This window comes from Pseudomonas sp. S60 (assembly GCF_016647865.1).
Lineage (GTDB): Bacteria > Pseudomonadota > Gammaproteobacteria > Pseudomonadales > Pseudomonadaceae > Aquipseudomonas > Aquipseudomonas parafulva.
Map to the genome: position 1 here is coordinate 41,125 of NZ_JACVVH010000012.1, position 22,035 is coordinate 63,159.

At 55.1% G+C, this 22,035-nt stretch carries 17 protein-coding genes; 10 read left to right on the plus strand and 7 right to left on the minus strand.

Going from position 1 to position 22,035, the window contains the following annotated elements:
• The first annotated feature begins 21 nt into the window (after window positions 1-21).
• The 8 genes from IAE33_RS08230 to IAE33_RS08260 all read left to right on the plus strand — a co-directional run bounded on the left by IAE33_RS08230 (window position 22) and on the right by IAE33_RS08260 (window position 14,264).
• Window positions 22-3,408, plus strand: a complete 3,387-nt coding sequence (locus tag IAE33_RS08230) for a type I restriction endonuclease subunit R (RefSeq protein ID WP_201163147.1) — start codon at window positions 22-24, stop codon at window positions 3,406-3,408.
• Window positions 3,409-3,410: 2 nt separating this feature from the next.
• The gene (locus IAE33_RS24715) at window positions 3,411-3,545 is read left to right on the plus strand and encodes a hypothetical protein (protein WP_258701885.1); all 135 of its coding nucleotides are present in this window, start codon (window positions 3,411-3,413) and stop codon (window positions 3,543-3,545) included.
• 18 nt (window positions 3,546-3,563) lie between these two features.
• Window positions 3,564-5,147 carry a type I restriction-modification system subunit M gene (locus IAE33_RS08235; RefSeq protein WP_201163106.1) on the plus strand — a complete coding sequence of 528 codons (1,584 nt, stop codon included), beginning with the start codon at window positions 3,564-3,566 and terminating at the stop codon, window positions 5,145-5,147.
• Window positions 5,144-6,319, plus strand: coding sequence for a restriction endonuclease subunit S (locus IAE33_RS08240; RefSeq protein ID WP_201163107.1), 1,176 nt, complete (start codon window positions 5,144-5,146; stop codon window positions 6,317-6,319). Before IAE33_RS08235 ends, IAE33_RS08240 begins: the two co-directional genes overlap by 4 nt.
• Before the next feature lie 14 nt (window positions 6,320-6,333).
• Window positions 6,334-8,163: an AAA family ATPase gene (locus tag IAE33_RS08245; RefSeq protein WP_201163108.1), complete on the plus strand. Its 1,830-nt coding sequence runs from the start codon at window positions 6,334-6,336 to the stop codon at window positions 8,161-8,163.
• 153 nt (window positions 8,164-8,316) lie between these two features.
• Window positions 8,317-10,038: an AAA family ATPase gene (locus IAE33_RS08250; protein WP_201163109.1), complete on the plus strand. Its 1,722-nt coding sequence runs from the start codon at window positions 8,317-8,319 to the stop codon at window positions 10,036-10,038.
• Window positions 10,038-10,934, plus strand: coding sequence for a hypothetical protein (locus IAE33_RS08255; protein WP_201163110.1), 897 nt, complete (start codon window positions 10,038-10,040; stop codon window positions 10,932-10,934). The genes IAE33_RS08250 and IAE33_RS08255 overlap by 1 nt, the downstream gene beginning before the upstream one ends.
• Before the next feature lie 390 nt (window positions 10,935-11,324).
• Window positions 11,325-14,264: a DEAD/DEAH box helicase gene (locus IAE33_RS08260; protein WP_201163111.1), complete on the plus strand. Its 2,940-nt coding sequence runs from the start codon at window positions 11,325-11,327 to the stop codon at window positions 14,262-14,264.
• 397 nt (window positions 14,265-14,661) lie between these two features.
• On the opposite strand, the gene IAE33_RS24530 is transcribed toward IAE33_RS08260, so the two are convergent.
• From IAE33_RS24530 to IAE33_RS08270, 3 genes are all read right to left on the minus strand, one after another.
• Window positions 14,662-14,937, minus strand: coding sequence for a hypothetical protein (locus IAE33_RS24530; protein WP_236406255.1), 276 nt, complete (start codon window positions 14,935-14,937; stop codon window positions 14,662-14,664).
• The gene (locus tag IAE33_RS08265) at window positions 14,934-15,914 is read right to left on the minus strand and encodes an integrase domain-containing protein (RefSeq protein ID WP_201163112.1); all 981 of its coding nucleotides are present in this window, start codon (window positions 15,912-15,914) and stop codon (window positions 14,934-14,936) included. Before IAE33_RS08265 ends, IAE33_RS24530 begins: the two co-directional genes overlap by 4 nt.
• Before the next feature lie 954 nt (window positions 15,915-16,868).
• Window positions 16,869-18,125, minus strand: a complete 1,257-nt coding sequence (locus IAE33_RS08270; RefSeq protein ID WP_201163113.1) for an integrase domain-containing protein — start codon at window positions 18,123-18,125, stop codon at window positions 16,869-16,871.
• Between the two features lie 318 nt (window positions 18,126-18,443).
• Here IAE33_RS08270 and IAE33_RS08275 point away from each other — a divergent pair, with 318 nt between their 5' ends.
• Window positions 18,444-19,247, plus strand: coding sequence for an HNH endonuclease (locus tag IAE33_RS08275; protein WP_201163114.1), 804 nt, complete (start codon window positions 18,444-18,446; stop codon window positions 19,245-19,247).
• A gap of 53 nt (window positions 19,248-19,300) precedes the next feature.
• Complete coding sequence (locus tag IAE33_RS08280; protein WP_328804831.1) at window positions 19,301-19,858, plus strand: GNAT family N-acetyltransferase; 558 nt, start codon at window positions 19,301-19,303, stop codon at window positions 19,856-19,858.
• A 78-nt stretch (window positions 19,859-19,936) separates the two neighbouring features.
• Here the strand turns inward: IAE33_RS08280 and IAE33_RS08285 are convergent, their stop codons facing one another.
• The 4 genes from IAE33_RS08285 to IAE33_RS08300 form a co-directional block, all read right to left on the minus strand.
• The gene (locus tag IAE33_RS08285; RefSeq protein ID WP_060483090.1) at window positions 19,937-20,200 is read right to left on the minus strand and encodes a DUF3077 domain-containing protein; all 264 of its coding nucleotides are present in this window, start codon (window positions 20,198-20,200) and stop codon (window positions 19,937-19,939) included.
• An 81-nt stretch (window positions 20,201-20,281) separates the two neighbouring features.
• A complete protein-coding gene (locus tag IAE33_RS08290) occupies window positions 20,282-20,524 on the minus strand; it encodes a hypothetical protein (protein ID WP_201163115.1) in 243 nt (80 codons plus the stop codon).
• A gap of 378 nt (window positions 20,525-20,902) precedes the next feature.
• On the minus strand, window positions 20,903-21,427 hold the full coding sequence (locus IAE33_RS08295) for a hypothetical protein (RefSeq protein ID WP_201163116.1): 525 nt from the start codon (window positions 21,425-21,427) through the stop codon (window positions 20,903-20,905).
• Window positions 21,428-21,706: 279 nt separating this feature from the next.
• Window positions 21,707-21,970: a DUF3077 domain-containing protein gene (locus IAE33_RS08300; RefSeq protein ID WP_060483097.1), complete on the minus strand. Its 264-nt coding sequence runs from the start codon at window positions 21,968-21,970 to the stop codon at window positions 21,707-21,709.
• Between the last annotated feature and the right edge of the window lie 65 nt (window positions 21,971-22,035).

The following is a 22,035-nucleotide window of genomic DNA, read 5'->3' on the forward strand; positions in this document are numbered from 1 at the left end:
GACATGGATAAGATCGCTTATATGAAATCAGTCAATTTCGAATTCCTCCGACCTGACAACGAGTTGCTGGCAAATCTCGCTGGCTTGGCGGAGGCCGTACTTCACGTCGACCCGGGCAGTGCGCTCACGCGACTTCGTAGCTTTGCCGAAGAGATGACCAAGGCTATCTATAAGCATGAAACACTGCCCCGTGTGCCGCAGGCCACCTTTTACGAGCTGGTTAAGGATCCGGTCTTTGTCGACTGTGTAAGCAAACCGTTGGTTTACCAGCTCAATTTCCTGCGTATTCAGGGGAACGACACCGCGCATGGAGGCGAAGGTGACCTGCGTAATGCGCAACAGGCCCTGAAGACGGCTTACCAACTGGCCATGTATATGGCCATGAAATATCAGGGCAACACTCAGGCAGACATTCCTGAGTTTGCTGAGGTGCAGGACCCGACGGCGACTTTGGCTACGTTGCAAAAGACCGTCGCCACCTATCAAAAAGAGCTGAATCAGCAGCAGGAAGAGCTCCAGCGCGTGATGGACAAGCTGGAGCAAGAGCGAACCCGTAACATCGACAAGCTGGAGCGCCCAGCAGATGCCGAGCTGCACGTGCGTCAGCAGCAGAGCCAGCAGGTTGCCGACAGCCTGCAATGGGACGAGGCGAAGACGCGGGCTTTGCTCATTGACGCCATGTTGCTTCAGGCTGGCTGGGACATCAGTAACCCTGAGCAGGTCGGCCGAGAGGTGGAGCTCGACTTCCCAGGTAATATCTCTGGGAAGGGACGTGCCGATTACGTGCTTTGGGGTGACGACGGTCAGCCGTTGGCGGTAATCGAAGCCAAGCGGTCTGGCAACGTCAGCCTGCAGGCAGGGCGTGAGCAAGCACGCATGTATGCCGACGGATTCGTGAACAAGGGCATGCGGCGCCCGGTAATCTTCTACAGCAACGGCTACGAGACTTTCGTCTGGGACGACAAGCAGTACAACACCTATCGCCCGGTGTATGGTTTCTACAGCAAGAGTAGCCTCGAATACTTGGCCTACCAACGCCAGTACCGTATTGCCGAGCTTGAACAGCATAACCCTGAATTGAAAATTGCCGACCGCCCCTACCAGATTGAGGCGATCAAGACCGTTGCTGCGAATTTTCAGAAGCAACGTCGCAAGGCTCTGATCATTCAAGCTACCGGTACAGGCAAGACTCGTGTTGCCATTGCCCTGGCTGAACTGCTGCTACGTACCAGTTGGGCTAAGCGTGTGCTGTTTCTCTGTGACCGCAAGGAACTGCGAGTTCAGGCTGACGACGCGTTCAAGCAGAATTTGCCCAGCGAACCGCGCTGCGTCATTGGCGAAACCAACAAAGTGGATCAGACTGCGCGCATCTACATCGCTACCTATCCGGGGATGATGAACCGCTTTTCCCAACTCGATGTAGGTTTTTTCGACCTGATCATCGCCGATGAGAGTCACCGCAGTATTTACAACAAGTACCGTGATCTATTCGATTACTTTGATGCTCTACAGGTTGGCCTCACCGCTACGCCAGTGAAGTTCATCAGCCGTAATACCTTTGACATCTTCGACTGCGAGACCACCGACCCTACCTTCGAATTCGGGCTGGACGCAGCCATCAACAACGATCCACCTTATCTGGTGCCGTTTCGCGTCAAGGATCTAACCACTGATTTTCTACGTGATGGCATCCATTACAGGGATCTGAGTGACGAGCAGAAGCGCCAGCTAGAAGAGGACCTTGGCGAAGAGGAAGCTAAGCGCACTACCGTTGCCGGTAAGGATATTGGTCGCAAGATTTTCAGTGAGGATACTGATCGAATCATTCTGGAAAACCTGATCAACAACGGCATCAAGGATGAAACTGGCTCTCTGGTCGGCAAGACCATCGTCTTCGCCCAGCGGCAGGACCACGCCGAGCACCTGGAGAAGCTCTTCTGTAAGCTCTACCCGCAATATGGTGCTAAGGTTTGCAAGGTCATCCACAATGGCATTGCCCATGTGGACACTCTGATCAAGGAATTCAAGAAACCGGACAACGACTTCCGAATTGCCATTTCGGTAGACATGCTGGACACAGGTATCGACGTGCCAGAAGTGGTAAATCTCGTTTTCGCCAAGCCGGTAAAGTCTTGGGTGAAGTTTTGGCAGATGATTGGCCGAGGCACACGACTGCGACCTGACCTGTTCGGCCGTGGTAAGGACAAGGAAGAGTTCCTGATCTTCGATCACTACGGAAACTTCGACTTCTTCGAGCAGGAGTACCAGGAGCCGGAAGACACAGGTGGAAAGTCCCTTCTGCAGACCACCTTCGAGGCTCGCCTTGAATTGGCTCAGGTCGCGCTCAGGCTCAATCATGCTGCAGCTTTCGATACCGCCATTGAGTTGCTGCGTGCGGATATCAACGATCTGCCAGAGACCAGCGTGGCAGTAAGGCGTGAGTTGCGCAATGTTCACCAATTGCAGCAGACCGACCTGCTGCAGCGTTTCGACGCTAAAACCCAGCACCTGCTCAGTGACACTATTGCGCCGTTGATGGCCGCTCGAGTGCTGAGTGACAAGCACGCCACTGCGCTGGACAAGCTTGTTGCTGGTATTCAGCGTTGCCTAGTAGAGCAGGCCAGTTGCTTCGAGGACGGAAAAATTGTGCTGCTGGCTGAGCTGGATAAGCTGGCTGTGAACATCCAAGCGGTGCGCCAGAAGGATGCGATTCTTGCGGAAGTGCGCAGTGCCAATTTTTGGCAACAGCCGAGTATCGATAAGCTGGAGCACGCCCGTAAGGAGCTGCGCGGCATTATGAAGTATCGGCAGACGGGAAGCTCTGCAAGCTACGGAACCGCGATTACCAAGGCTAAGGACGACAACGTACTGGCTGAAGAGCGTCGGGTTTACATCACTGGTGCCAATGACGCCATGCTTTATCGTCGCCGGCTCAAGGGCATTCTTGACGGCATGCTCGCAGCTAACCCTATTTTGCAGAAAATTCATAAAGGTGAGCCGATTGCCGAGGCGGACCTGAAGACCCTGACCTCGACCATTCTGACCAGTCATCCGGGTGTAAGTCTGGATTTATTGAATGAGTTCTACGGCCGTACTGCAGCACAACTGCACGTGACCGTGCGCGAGATCATAGGTCTGGATTCTCAGGCTATTGAAGAGCATTTCAAAAGCTTCCTGCACGCCCATCCAACCCTCACAGCTCAGCAGGTGCGCTTCATGAACCTGTTGAAGAATTACATCGCCCAACACGGCAGCATTGTGATCGAAACACTGTACGACGCACCGTTCAACAGCATTTCCCATGACGGAATCGACGGTGTGTTCAAGCCGACAGATGTTGATCAGTTGGTCGCGGTGCTTAAACCATTTCTTCGCGAGACAAACTCTCCGCCTGGCAATCAGGAGTGACCATGCAAGCCAGCCATTGGACGAAGGATATGATTGCTATCAGTGCAGTGCTCGCACTAGGCTCGGCGCTGCTGGGTTACTCCGCTGCGGCGTTGCGCCAGGGTAGGCAACTGCACAGCAACAACCCCGAATTATGACCAAGAGAAGTATTTGAAATGCTTACCGGCAAAATCCGCAACGATATCGACAAGCTCTGGGAAAAATTCTGGACTGGCGGTATCACCAACCCGCTGACTGTGATCGAACAGATCAGCTACCTGATGTTCGCTCGCATGCTCGACATGCAGGAAGACGTGGCCGAGCGCAAGGCTAACCGCACCGGCAAGGCCTTCGACCGTCTGTTTCCCAATACACCGGAGGGCCAACTGCTGCGCTGGAAGAACTTTCGCAACATGAGCGGGAAGGAACTGCACAGCCACCTCAAGAAAAAGGTCTATCCCTTCTTCGCCCAACTCGGAAGCGCCGAAGGCGAGGGCGGGGAGCGCGAAGGCCTGGGCCATATCAGCGAGTACATGCAGGACGCCGATCTGGAGATCAAGAACGAGTCTGTACTCACCTCTGCCGTGGAGATGGTAAACGACCTGCCGCTGACCCAGAGCGACGTGAAAGGCGATATCTACGAATATCTGCTGAGCAAACTCACCACCGCCGGCATCAACGGCCAGTTCCGCACGCCGCGCCATATCATCGACGCGATGATCGAGCTGATCGCCCCGCAGCCGACCGAGGTGATCTGCGATCCGGCCTGCGGCACCGCCGGTTTCCTCGCCCGCAGTATGGAATACCTCAACCGCGTGTACTCCAGCGCAGACGGCACCTTCAGCGATGAAGACGGCAACCTACATTACTCCGGCGATCTGCTTGAACCCTACCGCCAGCACATCAACAGCGAGATGTTCTGGGGCTTCGACTTCGACACCACCATGCTGCGTGTCTCCAGCATGAACATGATGCTCCACGGCGTGAACGGCGCGAACATTCGCTATCAGGACTCGCTGAGCAAATCCATCAAGGAGCATTACCCGCGTCAGGAGCAGAACTTTTTCGACGTAGTGCTAGCCAACCCGCCGTTCAAAGGCAGCTTGGACGAAACTAATACCAACCCCGACGTGCTCGGCTTGGTGAAAACCAAAAAGACCGAGCTGCTGTTCGTCGCCCATATTCTGCGCTCGCTCAAGCTCGGTGGTCGTGCGGCGGTGATCGTGCCGGACGGCGTGCTGTTCGGATCATCCAAGGCCCACCAGCAACTGCGCCAGGAGCTGCTCGACAACAACCAGCTGGAAGGTATCGTCAGCCTACCCAGTGGCGTGTTCAAACCCTACGCCGGGGTCAGCACCGCCATCCTGATCTTTACCAAGGGTGGCGCTACTGAGCGTGTGTGGTTCTACGACCTTGAAGCCGATGGCTACTCGCTGGACGACAAGCGCACCGAGCTGAAAGGCGAGGGCAGCAACGACCTGCCCGATGCCATTGCCCATTGGCACAAATACCGGCAGATGATCGAAGGCAATATCAGCGCAAGCACCGTCAACACTCTGTTCGGCGACAAGCGCAAAAAGGCCTTTGTTGTCTCCGCCGAGGATATCGCCGCCAACAAATACGACCTTTCCATCAACCGCTACAAGGAAGTGGAGTACCAGCAGGAGCAGTACGAAGACCCGAAGTTGATTCTGCAAAGGCTCAAAGGGTTAGAGCAGGAAATCATGGCGGATCTGGATGAGCTGGAGGAGATGCTATGAGTTGGCCACAAGTGAGGCTGGAGAGCATTTTTGACATCGCTCGCGGCGGCTCGCCTCGCCCTATTGATGATTACATCACCGATGCAGATGATGGCTTGAACTGGATTTCGATTAAAGATGCATCGAATAGTAATAAATATATCGAAACGACAAGGCTTAAAATCAAGCGGGAAGGTCTTTCAAAAACTCGGATGGTAAAACCGGGTGATTTCCTGCTGACAAACTCAATGAGCTTTGGTCGGCCATACATTATGAAAACCACTGGCTGTATTCATGACGGTTGGTTGGTGCTTTCTGGCGATCCTAAGAAGGTTGATTCTGACTATTTTTATCACTTGCTTGGTAGTGATCTTCTAAAGCGTCGCTTTTCAGCCCTGGCTGCAGGTGCTGTCGTAAAGAATTTGAATATTGATTTAGTTAAGGGGGTTGAAATCCCCCTCCCACCCCTGCCCGAACAAAAGCGCATAGCCGCCATCCTCGACAAGGCCGATGCCATCCGTAGGAAACGCCAGCGAGCCATCCAGCTCACCGACGACTTCCTCCGCGCTATGTTTTTGGACATGTTCGGCGAGCTTGTTACATCTTCTGGGTATGCACGCTCGCAAAAATACAAACTGCTGGAGTTGGTTGATTACATTGACTACAGAGGCAAGACTCCCGAAAAATCAGAGTATGGAATTCCTTTGATAACGGCGAAGAACGTCAAGAATGGGTATGTCGATGATGAGCCGAGAGAGTACATTCCCGAAGAAAACTATGGCGCATGGATGACAAGAGGCTTCCCTAGAAGGAATGATGTTCTTTTTACTACTGAAGCGCCTCTCGGGAATGTTGCCTTGCTAGGTGAGTATGAGAAGGTTGCAATTGGTCAGCGTTTGGTAGCTCTGCGATCCAAAGGGAAGGTGACACATGAATATCTCCTGTTCTTGTTGCTGCATCCTTTTGTCCGAGACTTAATTTATGCCCGCTCTTCTGGCAGTACGGTAAAAGGAATTCGCACGAAAGAGCTTTATGCTATTGAGCTTCCAGTGCCGGATATGGAAAAGCAAAGAGAGTTTTCAGCTGTTTATTGGAAAAGCAAATCGCTCACGAGCAATCAAGAGTCTGCGCATCAACTGGATATGTTGAACTTCAGTGCGCTGTCTCAAAAAGCCTTTGCTGGCCAGTTGTAGATAAGGAAATTTCCATGCGCCTCAAGTCCGTCAAACTCACTCATTTTCGCGGCTACCGCGCCACCACGGTTATTCCTATCGACGAAGCCATGACCGGCATCGTCGGCCGCAATGACTATGGCAAATCGACTATCCTCGAAGCCTTGGCGATCTTCTTCGAGAGCGGCGACGTCAAGGCCGATAGAAGCGATATCAACTGCTTCAGCCTAGCCGAAGGCGCTGAGCAGTTCGAGATTGCCTGCGAGTTTGATGATCTGCCTGGGGCTCTGGTGCTGGATGAAAATGCTGAGACTTCCTTGGCGCAGGAGTACCTGCTTAACGCCGAGGGTGCGCTGGAAATAGTCAAAACCTTCAAGGCTAACACCGGCAAGCTAGAGCGTACCGTCATCCGTTGTCAGCACCCTGCGGATGAAGCGCTGGCTGGGTTGCTGAGCCTAAAAATGGCTGAACTGAAAAAGCTCGGCGAGCAGCACGGCATCGCCGATCAAGTTGCCGACAAACGCGTGGCCTCACAGTGGCGGCAGGCGATTCGTGCGGCAGCACAGCCCATCATCTGTCAGGAGATGCTGCTCGACGTCAGCAAAGGGCTTTCGACTGACAGCAAATCCATCTGGGAGAAGATCGAGGCACAGTTGCCCACCTTCGCCCTGTTCAAGGCGGATCGTGAAAGCAGTGATGGCGATGCGGAGGCCAAAAACCCGCTGCAGCAGGCGGTCAAGGAGGCTCAGGCCGAACTGCAGGATCAGATCAGCGCGCTGGAGCAGCAGATCGAGGCCAGTGTGCTGGATGTCGCTGAGCGTACCCTCGACAAGCTGCGGGAAATGGCCCCCGAGCTGGCCAACGAGCTAAAACCACGGTTCAAGGAAAAGCCCAAATGGAGCTTCAGCTTCACCTTGGATGGTGAGAACGGCATCCCGATCAACAAGCGCGGCAGCGGCGTGCGCCGACTGATTCTGCTCAACTTTTTCCGTGCTGAGGCGGAGAAGGCGGTAGTGGGCTCCCAGCGCAATGTGATCTACGCCATCGAAGAGCCGGAGACCTCCCAGCACCCGAACTACCAGATGATGTTGATGAAGGTGCTGCTGGAGCTTTCCAACCAGCTCAATCGGCAGATCATCGTCACCACCCACGTCCCCGCCCTGGCCGGTCTTATGCCCATCGACGGCATCCGCTACGTCACCAAGGATGAGAACGGCATCCCTGTCGTCAAAATGCCCAATGACGATGTACTGAAGGAGGCGGCCGAGAGTCTGGGTGTGCTCCCTGAGACGGGGATGGAGCGGGCGAAGGGCGTTGTGCTGGTAGAAGGTAAATCAGACGTCACCTTCCTCCGCCACGCGGCCAACACCCTGAGGGCTGGCGGGCATCTCAACTCCAGTCTTGAGGATGCCGGCATCGTTCCGATTCTGATTGGTGGCTGTGGCAGCGTGAAGCACTGGGTCACCCTCAATCTCGCCGATGACCTAGGGTTACCCTGGTGCGTGTTCTTGGATTCCGACATTGGCGGCAGCCCAGAGCAGGTCGCCTCCATTGCCAAGCGCAAGCAGGAAGTAGAGGGAAGAGGTAGGTCTTTCTACTCCACCCGTAAGCGGGAAATCGAGAACTACCTGTGCCCTGACATGATTGATGCTCAAACCGGGGTAAGAGTGGCCTTCACTGATACCTGCGACGCAAAGAAAATCATCGGCCAGGCGGTGCGTGTCAAAGCGGATGATGTGATCGACAAGTTCTGGCCCCACATGACTGCTGAACAAATCCTTCAGCGCTCGATGTACCAGGAGGGTACTGAGCAGCGCTCGGAGCTGAAAGAGTTGGTCCAGAACCTGCTGGCGTTGGTCGGGTGAATTCAAAGTGGTGTGCGACCCAGCCGAAAGCGGTTTGTTCCGCCTGTGCGTCGTGCAGACGCTGCATGAGCGCACGCATCGGCTGAGCCATTGCCATCTAAAAATTACAATTAAGCCATTTGCCGGCCTCTGCCGAGCTAGAGCATAAAAACCATGCGCATTACGGAAATTGCCCTTACTAACTTTCGCTCCTTTCAGACCACCCAATCCATCGCCCTGGCGCCCGTCACGCTACTGTTCGGGCCGAACAGCGTGGGTAAAAGCTCGGTGTTGATGGCGCTGTTCTATATCCAGCAGATGCTGGAGAAGGGGCAGTGCGACCCACAGCGTATTGATGCGCTGGGTGAGAAGCATATTGGCGGGTTCAAGAGCTTGGTCAATGGCCGTGATCTCGCCAAGCGCATGGTTATCAAGCTGACCCTGGATAAGTCGGGCGCCATCGGTGCCAGCTATAACCAGATCGTGGATCTGCTGGGGGATGATTTTGGCCTACCTGTCGACAGCCCCACGGCTGACGCCAACCGCATGGCTGTGGAGTTTCATATTGCCTGGTCGAAAGCCGAGGACATGGCGTATGTGGCCTGCTACAAGGTCTGGCTGGATGACAGCCTGATCGCCGAGCTCTCCAGCGATGCGGGCCTTAGACAGCCAGTCATTACCTGGCTCAATTATCGGCACCCAGCGTTGTTGACTGAGGCGGACCACGAAGAGTACGCGGAAAGGGACTATGTCAGCCGCCTGCATGAGCTGCTCAATGCCAACCGCAAGCCCGAAACCGTGTCCAGAACAGATATTGGGCAGAACGCCGAGATTTCCTTTGAGCATACTGTTATCGGCTTCAAGGGACTTGTCGGCGCTTTACCTGTGCCGGGTAAGCGGTTGGAGACGGTCATCGAGGCAGATGAGCCAGCCCTGACTCTGCGTCTGCACGAAGTCCTCTCGGATGTGCTGGTTGCACCTCTCGACAACCTACTGGCGCTGCTCAACGAGAGCCTGTGCATTGGCCCGTTGCGCCTTATCCCAGACGCCCTGCATCGACCAAATCCCTATCCGCAGCAAAAGGACTGGTATTCCGGTGCCGCTGCGTGGGATGTCATGGGGCGATTGACCGCAGCCAATATGGTGGAGCTCAACCACTGGCTGAATGCTTCAGGCACCCTGAATCTCGGATATTCCCTTCGCTCGAAGCGCGTGATCAGCCAAGCCGCATACTCGGGAGGCGGTGATACCGCCAGTGAGTTACAGGCATTGATTGAGACTTTCGGAAATTCGCTCAGCCTGAGCCTCTCTGAAGCAGATGAAGATGGCAATCCGCTGCCGGAGCAGCATCCAATTTCGCTGGACGCAGTGAAGAAACTGCTTGAGGCAGATCAGCATTCTACTGGGGCCAAAGCGCGGCAGCTGGTGACAAAGGAGGTCTACAGCAAGTGGGTGCTTTGGGACGACCTCAACAACATCGAGGTAGCCTTTTCCGAGGTAGGCGTCGGAATATCTCAGTTGTTCCCACTGGTGGTCGCAGCGGTACAGGCCGGGCGAGGTATCATTGCCTGCGAGCAACCGGAACTGCATGTCCATCCAAGGATCCAGGTCGGCATCGGCGATTTGCTGACGCAAGCCAACAAGAACACCACCTTCTTGATAGAAACTCATAGCGAGCACCTGATCCTGCGGATCTTGCGTCGTATCCGAGAAACCTCAGAGCGCGAGTTGCCGGCGGGTCTGCGGCCCGTCTCTCCAGCTGATGTCTCCATCGTTTACATGGAACCATGTGAGGTGGGAGTGAGAACCCGACGGATTGAAATAGACCTCACGGGTGAGTTCACCAGCCGCTGGCCAAGTGGCTTCTTCGCTGAACGTGGCGAGGAGCTTTTCTGATGCACGCCATTTTTGCCATAGAGCCGGAGGCCATCAATAACTGGCCAGGTCTTCGCTATGCCGTGGAGAAATTTGGTTACAGCAAGGGGCTTTTGATCGCGCGTTACCCGGGTAAGTGGGAGCGAATGGTGATGGAGGCCAGCAAGCTTAACGGTGTCGGTGATCTCGACATGGCGCGAGTCGTGGAGCGATTACAAGCTATCAAGAGCGACCGGCTTGTGCGGATGAGGCTTCCGTACGGCGATGGTGGTTGGCTGGAAAATGTTGGTGCTGAAGACGTTTTGAATAGGTTGTCAGCCATCTTGGTACGAAACCAGGTCATCTCAGAAAAATTCCATAGCCTCGATGATGCCCATGAGAATCTGTTTGAAAATCGTCGGGATTTTCGTGTGAAGCGGACTGCGAATGCGTTGGCTCAGGTAGCTAAATATGTTCTGGTCGCCTCGGATAGCGTTGTACTGGTGGATCGCTACTTTCAGTCCAAGCCCAAGTGCACGAAAGTTCTCTGTGCCATGTTTGCTGCTTGTGAGGAAGCCGGTGCATTGCCTAATCAGGTGATTATTTTTTCCGACTACACCAAGGACCCGCGCGGCTTAGATGTGGTGCGGCAAGAGTATAGAGACTTGCTTGGCGGATGGATTGAACGCGGTATTGAAATCACCGTTTATCGGTTGGCTGGAGATCAGTTAGACCAAGATATCCATGCACGCTACTTGTTCAATCAGAAAGCAGGACTTCGCTTTGATCGGGGCTTCATTGAGCCCGAAGCTCACGATGAGCGTGAGCATGAGACGGATGTGAGCTGTATAGATTCGGCATTAGTCAACGAGCTATATGCCCGTTTCATTGATGATCGCGGGAGCTTAAGCGTTATCGATGAGGTTGTTTTGGAGTAGCTGCGTCGCTTTTAGTGGATCCTCTAGCAAGGGATATATTCATTCGCAGTGTGTAAGGGATTTGACATGAAACTCGTCGCCAACCGAGTTAACGGGTTACACCTGCGGGATCTGCTGCCTGTGCTGTGGCATATGGCAGCAGTGCGTCTGACATCACGCAGGACCTTGTCGGACATTGCGTGGTCAATAAGTTTCGCCTAGATCTGTGGATGCGCTACGACCATACCTTGCCCGTCTCGGTAGAGCTGCTCAAACGGTTGCTCAAGCATCAAAAGGACAACGTCTTCACGCGTTTCGTCCCGAATCGCTTTCACCCAGCAACAATAGGGTGCGTGCTACCATATCGCCACCCTATCCCCCAGAAGTCTTTTCTGCTTCCAGGTAATCGCCATGGACGACGTAGTCATAACGCATTTGGATGTGTACCAAAGCTGGCAAAGCCATCTCTTCAATTTCAGTCTCGACGATCCAAAGACGAACGCACCTGGGCTGCGCAAGCCTCAACTGGCTGCGCTTTATGCCACCCTGGGGCACCTGGTGGTTGATCCCTCTTCGACCGCCACAGTGGTCATGCCCACCGGTACAGGGAAGACTGACACCATGCTCGCGCTGATCCTCGCTGCGAGGATGGCAAGAACCTTGATCCTGGTTCCCTCGGACGCCCTCAGAACGCAGTTGGTGGGTAAGTGCACGGAGATGAAGACGCTCCGCACCGTGGGGGCGGTATCGGACACGGCGCGCAATCCTATTGTGGCGGCCATCGATTCGAAGTTGTCAGAGGAGCAGGTTGCTGATTTGGCCAGCGCCAACATTATTGTGGCTACTCCCCAGGCCCTGCTGCTATTCGAAGACGCCGCCTTGGGCGCGCTGGTCAATATGTGCAGCCACCTGATGATCGACGAGGCTCATCACGTCGCCGCTGCTAGCTGGAATCGAATCAAAACTGCCTTCATCGGCAAACCGTGTATTCAGTTTACAGCGACGCCATTCCGGGAAGATGGTCTGGCTCTGGCCGGTAAGATCATTTACAACTACCCGCTCCGGGATGCGCAGCTTGACGGCTATTTCAAAGGTATCGAGTTCCATCCGGTACGAGAATACAACCTCAAGCTGTCCGACCAAGCGATTGCAGACAAGGCTGTTGAGCTGCTCAGGGCTGACCTCAAGGCCGGGTATAACCATCTGATGATGGTGCGGGCCAAGTCGCACAAGCGGGCGTCAGACCTGTTTGAGATTTACAAGCAGCACCCCGATCTCACGCCGGTACTGATTCACAGCAATGTGCCGAACCAGGCCAGGGTGATGGCTGAGATTATCAAGAGGAAGCACCGGATCATCGTCTGCGTCGACATGCTTGGCGAGGGCTTCGACCTACCCGAGCTCAAAATTGCTGCCATTCATGACCAACACCAAAGCCCTGCCGTGACGCTCCAATTCATCGGCCGGCTGACACGGGTGGATGCGGCCCTTGGTGATGCCAAGTTCGTGGCGAACATCGCTAACCAGAAAACCGACCACCAGATGGCTGACCTCTATAAGGAGAGTGCTGACTGGGGGGCAGTCATTCGCAACGTAAGTGAGAAAAAGGTCAGCCGGGAAATTGAGAAGGCGGACTTCACCGAGCAATTCGCTGACGGTGACGATGCCAAGGTAATCTTTGGGCTCAACCCGAACCCCAAAATCAGCGCCGTGGCGTATCACCTCTCTGTCAAAGACTGGACACCGCAGCGGGCGCAGAGCCTGGATGGCCGCAGGGAGACACTGCAGTACTTTTCGATCAATGATCAGGCCGATACCGTCATTGCCGTGACTCGGCGAGAGACGCTGGTTGGGTGGGCTCAGACCGAAGAAATCGTCGATACCAACTGGAATCTGTACATCGCGTTCTATGACAAAGTGCAGAAAACCCTCTTCATTCACACCTCGGGTGACGACACCCAGGCAACTCGCTTCCTGAACCTGGTGGCCAAAGACTCTCGTCGCATCAATGGTGAGCCGGCGTTCCGGACGCTCCACGACATCAAGCTGATGAAGCTGCAGAACGTTGGCCTGTCCCGCGCCCGGAAAGACCTGCGGTTTACGATGCATGTGGGGCGCGACATCAACCAGGTGATCAGCGATATCGAGAAAGGCAATGCGACAAAGTCGAACATCTTCGCCACTGGTTTTGAGGATGGAGAACGAACCACCGTGGGCTGCTCGCACAAGGGCAAGATCTGGGAGATGAACTCCTCTCCGATCAACTACTGGGTCGAGTGGTGCAAGCGGATGGCGGTTAAACTCAACGACAACACCATCGACCCTGGTGACGTCCTCAAAAATGTCATGCGTGCCGACCAAATCAAGGACAGATGGCCAGAGGGGCTGTTCTACGCCGACTGGCCTGTGTCGATCGCGATCGAAAACGAGCAAAGGATCTCGCTGTATTTTCAGGGAGAGACTTTCAACCTGCTCGATGTCGAGCTTGGTAAGCCTGAGTACATTGATGCACGGACGCTGGAGATCCCCGTCATTGTTGCGGGTAACGAGGGCGAGGAGCGCCGGCTGACCACCATCGCCATCAAATTGCTGGAGGATGGGTACAAGACCTCCTGCCCAGGTGTGAAGATCCTTTACCCCCACGAAATGCCACTGGATTCTTACCTGGATGGAGAGCCGCTGGTACTGCTCAAGGTCGACGGATCCATGGTGCAGGGCAACTACCGTCAGTACTCGCTCAACAGCATGGATGTAAAACTGCCAGCTGGTTTGCTCGAAGCCTGGGATTGGGGAACGACGAAAATCCATCAGGAGTCCATGCGTGCGGAGCGACGCAAGGATTCAGTACAAGGGTTCACCTTCGACAAGATCGCTGACGATTACTCAATCGTGTTCAACGATGACGGCAAAGGCGAAATCGCTGACCTGGTGGCAATTCGGGAAAACCAGGACGCTATATATGTCGACTTGTATCACTGCAAATTTTGTCCTATGACGGATGGTGTGGCTGCGCCGGGAGCGCGCGTCGCTGATGTCTATGAAGTATGCGGACAGGCGTCCAGGTCGGTGAAATGGCTGTACACCGGCGACAAGTTCTTCAACCGATTAATGGATCGATACCAACAGGGACTGCTGAAGGACTTCGACAGAATCCTGAAGGGCACGCCCCAGCAGCTGGAGATCTTGCGCAACAAATGCCACGACCATGAGCTGATCTTCAAGTTTGTGATCGTACAACCTGCGATCTCAGCGAAGAAGGTGTCGAAAGAGCAACTGGCCGTCTTGGGAACGAGTTACTCATATATCAAGAGCATCTCGGGCTCGGACATCAGGGTTATTGTTAGCCCTTGATTGACTTGCACCAGCGGAATTGCAGCTAATTCCGCTGGTGTCATGCTGTGATCCGCGCCTCTGATACCGACTTCGCTTTTACCATCACAAGCTTGTGGCAGCCTGAAGCGTCTTAAATTTCCAAGGTGCTCGATGACTGCTTCTGGCTGAAAGGCGCCTGGTGCGATCGTCCGCTATGGCTCGATTCTGTTGAAAAAGTCGGCCATGCTTTTCGCAGCAGAAAAGTATGCGTCCGAGATTGAAATCTTTATTTTCGACAGAGGCTTCCGGGCTCAGATTTCGCGTAGCGGCGCGCAAAAAAAACGTTTTCAGCCGTCAGTATCCGGGCAGTCTGGAAGAACCGACTTTTTCAACAGAATCGCTCGATTGCAGTTGGTCACGACGGGGCTGTCTTTGCTCAAAGATCGAACACCCACGATGTCCCTAAGCGTCGAACGATCAATCTGACGGTGAGCAGATAATAGTATCGCGTACCGTCACTACGCTGTTTCAAGCGATTCTTCAAAAACCAATTCAAATGCTTTCGCTTCCAACCCCATGGCGTCTCCCGCTGCCACCGTTCAGCTATTGCCGTCTGTATAACCCTAGCCTGCCGGAAATGCCGCTGCCGCGTCGCATGCGACCCAGTCAGCACGCCGGCCAAGAACAGCTCCATATCGAATGGCATACTCATGACTGACCTCCAATGTACGCGGCAACTACGTCAATCCGACCGTGTCCCAGCTCATAGCTGATTTGCCTCCGGGCCACACGATCAAGGTGCCTATTTACCTGGCAGCATTGACCGCCGTTGATAGGCGCGCGGTGTTGGGTGATTTGCTCATAGCGCTCACATGCGTATGCTGCTCGTAGCTCATGGAAGCCTTTGAGGTTGTGTGCATGCAGGATGTCCCGCGCAGGGCGGATGATTTGCTGCAGAAGATTCAGGTAGCTTTCGTGCGGCGCAATCAGGTTGCGGCTGCCCGCAGGCAACACCTGCCGCGCAAACTCAAGTGCACCTCGAACATGGTCGTCCACCGCAATCCAACGTGGCGCCGAGGCGCCGGCGCGGCCGCCTTTGGTGCCATCCTGAATGTTAATTCTGCTTAGGTCGTAAGCCTCACGGCTTAACCGTGGCAGGTCAGCCAAGATGGCCTCACGCAAGCGCATGCCGGTGGCTCGCGCCAGCAGAACGATCGCAGCGGCCCGAAGCTGATGAGAGCTGCAAAGCGCATCGGCGATGTGCTTAACCTGTTCGCGGTCTTGGCCCTGCGGCACCGACTGTCGAACCCCGGTACGCTGCATACCTAACGCCTTGCTCGGGCTTGGTAACTTCACGCACTGATCACCGCGAAGCGCTGCCATGGTCCTGTTAACGCTGGATAGCCGATTTTGTGCGGTGCTGACGGCGAGATCACCGCGCCCAACCACGTCGCGCAGGTACGCTGCATAGTCGGCCAACACCTTCCGATCGATCTGCCGCGCATCATTGATACCGGGGCCCTGTTCGGAGCGGCACCAATTCACGAATGCCTGCCAGCGATCACAGTGCGCCTTGACTGTGCCGTAATGACCTCCACCGAACATGTCTTTCAGCGCCTGCGGCCCTGCGTAGCTCAATTGCCTGCCGTAACCGAAATTGCGGCCATCGCGTCTACCCAGCAATGCCATGTCAGTCACCTCATCATCCGATCTCCGATCCTCGCCCCACGTCATCCCGCCAAGAATGCTGAGTGTTATCAGGGATCAAGGCCCCTGCGACCTGTGGGGATGTCCTCTATCGCGGGACTGGCGGCTCCTTACGACCGGGAGCAAGGGCATCTCATGATCTGGCCTCCTGAACACCGTTACCGGTGGGCGGGTGGAGGAAGCGCTGGCTGACGAAACCAGCGCCTGTAGATCCTGAGCCGGGTGAACACAACGATGTAATGACCGGGGCGTGCCTGACTGTCAGTCAGGTGCAATCCATTCCCTGGTCTGCGGCACCATCATTTGCATCGCTGTTGCTGGTGACATCGGCGTTTGTCACGCCGATTGTCACGAGGGGAGTTGCCGCAAAGCCAACTGCGATGAGGGCTGCAGCAGCGTTAGAAGCGCCCGTCTCTTTCCAGGAGAAAGAGACGGGCGCAGGTTGGCGCAAGATTCGGCCAAGCGGATAGGTTGCTGCAGGGCAGCGAAGTAGGACGTGTCGTCTGGCGCACGAGGGCCATGATCTGAAGTAGGCATCCATCACCGGGGGAGGTGACCGGGCGAGCTGCCGGATGCGAATCGCCATTTGGGGAGAACCACCGAGAGAGCGGCGTGACCTTAAAGGTTCGGGCCACCTGGGGTGCTGTCAACGACAGCGCTTGCACGGCCAGTTCTACGCCTGTGGATAAACCCGGTCAAGGGTTGGAACTCACTGCTACTTTGGACTTGGAAGGCGGTTTTCCACCGATGGAATTCCATGGTGGAACTCGGACAACGTGGTGGCTTTTTAGCTTTTCAAAGTGAGGTCCTTCCAAACAGGGCGGCTTTGCAGCCCTGTTTGGAAGGACCCGCGCTTACAAGCGGATAAACGAGACTGCTTGCCCTGAATCTTGAGCGCTCAGTTCTTGTCGCTTCCGTTATTGCGCCTGTACAGCGCTAGCGGATCGGTACCACATTCTTGTCCCTGACTTGGCCGTATGCTGAGGCGAGCAGGCTGCCGGTGGCGGCTTTCTGGATGTACTCACTCCACCAGGCCATCATCGGGCGCCGGCGCTCAATGTAGTCGGCTCGGTTGTAGGCGCTGCGCACCTCATCTTTGTCTACGTGAGCTAGTGCGACTTCGATTAGCTCCGGGTCCCACCCATGCTCATTCAAAATGGTGCTCGCCATCGAGCGCATGCCGTGGCTGACCAACCGATCCTGGAATCCCATGCGTTTCAACGCCATGTTGGCGGTCTGGCTATTGGCATGAGTACGAGGGTTTCGGTCTGCCGGGAAGACGTATTCCCAGTGACCACTGTGGGACTTCAGTATTTCCAGCAATGCCATGGCTTGATCGCTTAACGGGATGCTGTGTGGGCGGCGCTTCTTCATCCGCTCCGGTGGTATGGTCCAGACACGCCGCTCAAAATCGATGTCTGCCCAGCGAGTAGTCGCCGCCTCGGCGGGGCGAGTCATCGTGTGCAACTGCCACTCGATCAAGCAGCGGGTAGTGCGTTTGATGCTGGCGTTGGCGATCTCCAGCATGAGCTCGGGGAGCTCTTCTGGTGGAAGCGCAGCCATGTTTACTTTTTTCGGTTTCTTGAACACCGCACGAATTCCATTTAGCGGATTCGCATGTATCAGGCCGGAGTTCACCCCATAGGTCATGATCTCGTTGAGCCGTTGGCTCAATCGCTTCACCGTTTCGAGGCTGCCTTTAGCCTCGATTGGGCGGAGGATTTTGATGACCATTGGGGCGGTGATTTCCGATAGCGGCGTTGTTTTCATGCTCGGGAAAACGTGCAGGGTGAGCGAACGCCAAATGTCCTCGGCGTAGGCCGGGGTGACCGAATCTTTCTTCAGCTCGAACCAGGCGGTGGCCACCTTTTCGAAGGTGTGCTCAGTCTCAGCAAGCTTGGCTTGCCTAACCTCATCACGTTGGACTTTGGGATCAATGCCTAGGGCGAGCTGCTCGCGCGCCTCAACGGCTTTTTTTCGAGCGTTGGCTAGCGAGAGGTCGGGGTATGGACCGAGGGCCATGTTGATACGGCTTCGGGTCAATGGTTCGCGGTAGTTGAAATTCCACATCATTGAGCCGCTGGCTCTGACACGAAGCTGAAGGCCGTCACCGTCGCTGAGGACGAAATCCTTCCCGGTTGGCTTGACCGCTTTGAGCTGGCGGTCGGAGAGGCGGGTTGCTTGAGTAGGCATGGGAGTTACCTCCGGCACCGTTTTGGTATCCTAAAAATAGCACCGGGTAGCCTGGGATACCACCTGGGATACCAAACTGACTGGAACTCAAAAAACCTCTATGGCCCTCTAAAGCGCTGTAACTCATTGATTTTACTGGGTAACAGGCACAAAAAAAGACGTCCGTGGACGTCTTTGTTTGATCATTTGGTGGAGCCGGGGGGATCTGAACCCGCGTCCTCACTAATAGACAGATGCGTAACTCGTCACTACTCCGATCGCACTGTAGGAAACGTCCTCTTCCTTGGTAGGCTATCGCCACCATCGAGAGGAAATCCAATGCCCGTCGTGATCGTAGAAAACGATACGTCTCAGTGGGAAGACGAGACAGGCTCTGTCTATCATTTCCCCAAGCGTTACAAAGCCTGGCTCGTTGAAGGAACGGAGGTGATCTACTACAAAGGACGAATCACGGATCGAGCCTTTGCGTCCAAGCGCCTCAGTGCGTCTCCCCACTACTTTGGCAAAGCACGCGTCGGTAAGGTCTACCCTGACCCGAAAAGTGGAAAGGGGGATCTCTTCGCATTTATTGAGGATTTCGCCGCGTTTGAGAGTGCTGTCCCTGCGAAGCTTGACGGTCAGTATCTTGAGAGCGTCCCATCGAGTCGAGTTACAAATTACTGGCGTGACGGTGTCCGACCGATCGCTAAGACCGATTACGACACCATCTTGAGCCACGCCAAGCTATTGCCTGTGCAACCGCCAGTCTCGGCAACAGTGACGGATGATGAAAACCTGAGCCTCGAGTCATTCGTGGAAGGTAGCAAGACCACCTACTTCAGCACCCGCTATGAGCGTCGGAAAGACCTCCGGATAAAGGCCATCGCGTTCCATGGCCTGGACTGTAAAGCTTGCGGATTTGATTTTGAACAGGCCTACGGTGAACACGGCAAGGGCTTCGTTCACGTCCACCATGTAGTCCCTATTTCAAAATTAGGTGGTGAGCAGGTAGTGAACCCCGAGACAGACCTCGTGACGTTGTGCGCCAACTGCCATGCTATGGTGCATCGAGCCAGAGATGTGACGCTGAGCATTGCCGAGCTCAAAAAGCTGATACGTGGGCGTTGGGTTTCGGAAGCTTGATGGAGAATCGAACAGACGTGACGTCAACGTCGACCCGGTGCCTAGCCCGGTAAGTGAATCAGTCGTTGGCTAAATCAAGACCAAACGGAGTTGCCATTTTGTCAGTTCGCCCTATCACAGCCAACGACTGGCGGTCTTACAAGAATCTGAGGCTACGGGCCCTGCAGGAATCCCCGGATGCCTTCGGGAGTACTTACGCGCATGAGTCCACAAGAGACGATCCTGCTTGGAAAGAGCGCGTTGCTACTGTAACCAATGTCAGCAGCGCTCAAGCTTTCCTCGGTATCTACAATGAGGTGGTTCATGGCCTGATCTGGTGCAAGGCATCGGACGCCGACCACGAACTCGTTGAAATCTTTCAAATGTGGGTCGCGCCTGAGGCGCGTGGTCTTGGCATCGGCAGGGCGTTGCTTGAGACGGCTGTTGCTTGGGCTGAAAGCCGCGGCGCTGTCCGGGTGCGCCTTGATGTGACCATCGCAGGCAGCCCAGCAATGCAGTTGTACAAAACGAGCGGCTTTGAACCAGTTGGCCCCGCTGAGCATCTGCGCCCGGATTCAATCCTTATGTCCCAGACCATGGAGTTAAGGCTGCGAGCCGATCAATTGCGTTGATCGGCCCATGAAAGTGAATAGCCTTCAAAGCCGAACACTGAACCAAGTCTTCAACGCATCCGAAAGCGCCGACCTACTTCACCGCATCATCCCCAATTCAGCATCATCCATCAGCGCCTTGGCCAACGCGCACAGATAGTGCGAAGCCCAGATCAGCTGAGGTTTATCTTCCATCAACCCATCCAACGTCATATCCCGCGCATAGCCCATCAGCTCCGAAGCCTGCTCGCGTGCGCTCTGGCAGGGGATGCCAGGCTCGATGCGGAAAAGGGGGTGGGTCTGGTTCGCGCCTTGGTAGAAAGTGGTTTTACCAACGGTGAATTTGTTTTCTTCTGTGGCCATCTTTGTCGCTCCCCGAAACACGCTAATGCCTGGGCTGGCCTAGCCGCACCACGCACAACCCAGGCGAAACCAATCACAAACTCAATGCCGCAACCTTGGCTCATACGGCATTTGCACTTGAATCAATGCCGATTCAAGCAACGCGCGCAACGTCTCAAGCTCGTGCATGGATGCCATCATCAGGATGGAGGAGGGTGATTTGGGCTGCAGTTGAATCGCCTGCTGAACAACGGTCGATGCGCAGAGCGCGTAGTCAGTGGCCTGTATCAGAGTGTCTTCAAGGGAGAGAAGGGCGGGAGGCGGATCAGGAACAATCTTTAGCATGGTTCAGCTCCAACGTGGGATATGGAGCTGCCTCGAACTTGCTGTCAAACAAGAGGGTGGCAGCTGTACGCGGGTTGACAGACCGAGACGTTGGCACTCGGCGCACCATAGGTGCCCGCACGTACAGCCGCCATAAAGGCGTGCACATGAGGACAACGTGAGCGGTCTGTCAAAACCGGTCGCTGAATTGGCAGCGACTAGGCGAGACTAGAATCCGCATTGCTCATGCGCAACGAAAAACGTGCGCCCGGAGTATCTTTGGGAAACGGCCTACAAGCCAGGGGCTATTTCCGATTTTTTCGCATAAACCACATCACATTTTATTCAGATGAAGCGGGGCTCGCGTGCCGGTCGCCCGACCAGGACTCCCCCGAGGCCCTAGCTCCTGGAGACCACACGTACGTACGTGGGCTTTCTGCTGGCGGATTTTTCGCGGCGGGCCTGACGGTCGCTGGTCCGGCGTCGGCCTTGAGGGTATTTCCGTATCGCCCTTCGAAAGCCCGGGCCGACTTTGGCTGCATACTTCAGCAGGGTGCTGACATAGTCTTGGTGAAAAAGCCACCACGCCTCCAGCAGCAGGGTTGGAACCATGAGCGTGATCATAATGGCCAATTTTACTGCGAGGCTTTTGTCAGATGAGGCGGAGAGGTAGAACCCCACCGCAAGCAGAAATGACAAGACGAAGCATGCGAAAAGCGTCGACTCTTTTATAATCTCCCTTTGAATTGCAAAGACATCCACTCTGGCGCGTTTAATCTTCCTGAGCTGACGGGTGATCTGCCATCTGGCGAGGTGCAGGGCTAAAAAGAATGTTCCAGTCCTGGCCTTGGACAGCAGCCAGAGCACAAAGGCGCCGCCTACCGTGAGCCCTAGATCCTGGAAAGAGAAAGTGAAATTGTTCATTACCGATCCTTGGTCTTGTCGAAGGGGCATAACGCTACTCGCTAGGCGCGTTTCTGGAAAGCGAGACGTGTAAAAAAAGGTTATGGATCGCCATTGAAGACGCATCCAGCATCCATTGTTAATCAGGTGACGCAGGCTTTTAGCCATCGCCACCCGATCAGAAGTGCTAATCTCTGGTCGCCGGCATAACGAATTCGCGCACTAAGCACGCCGTGGAAATTCGCATCAGCGCCCCTATCTGGATGATGGGCCTCGATACGACGGGGCCGTCAGCGCGAATCAACGCATCATGCCCAGCTCAGCATCATCCATCAGCGCTTTGGCCAGCGCACACAGGTAGTGGGATGCCCAGATCAACTGGGGCTTATCTTCCATCAAACCATCCAGCGTCATGTCCCGCGCATAGCCCATCAGTTCCGAGGCCTGCTCACGTGCACTTTGGCAAGGGATGCCAGGTTCGATGCGGAAGAGAGGATGGGTTTGATTGGCACCTTGGTAGAAGGTGGTTTTACCGACGGTGAATTTGTTTTCTTCTGTGGGCACGGTGGTAGCTCCCTGAAAGACTTCGTGGCCTGGGCTGGGATTCCTGTTGGCTATAGCAGCCCAGG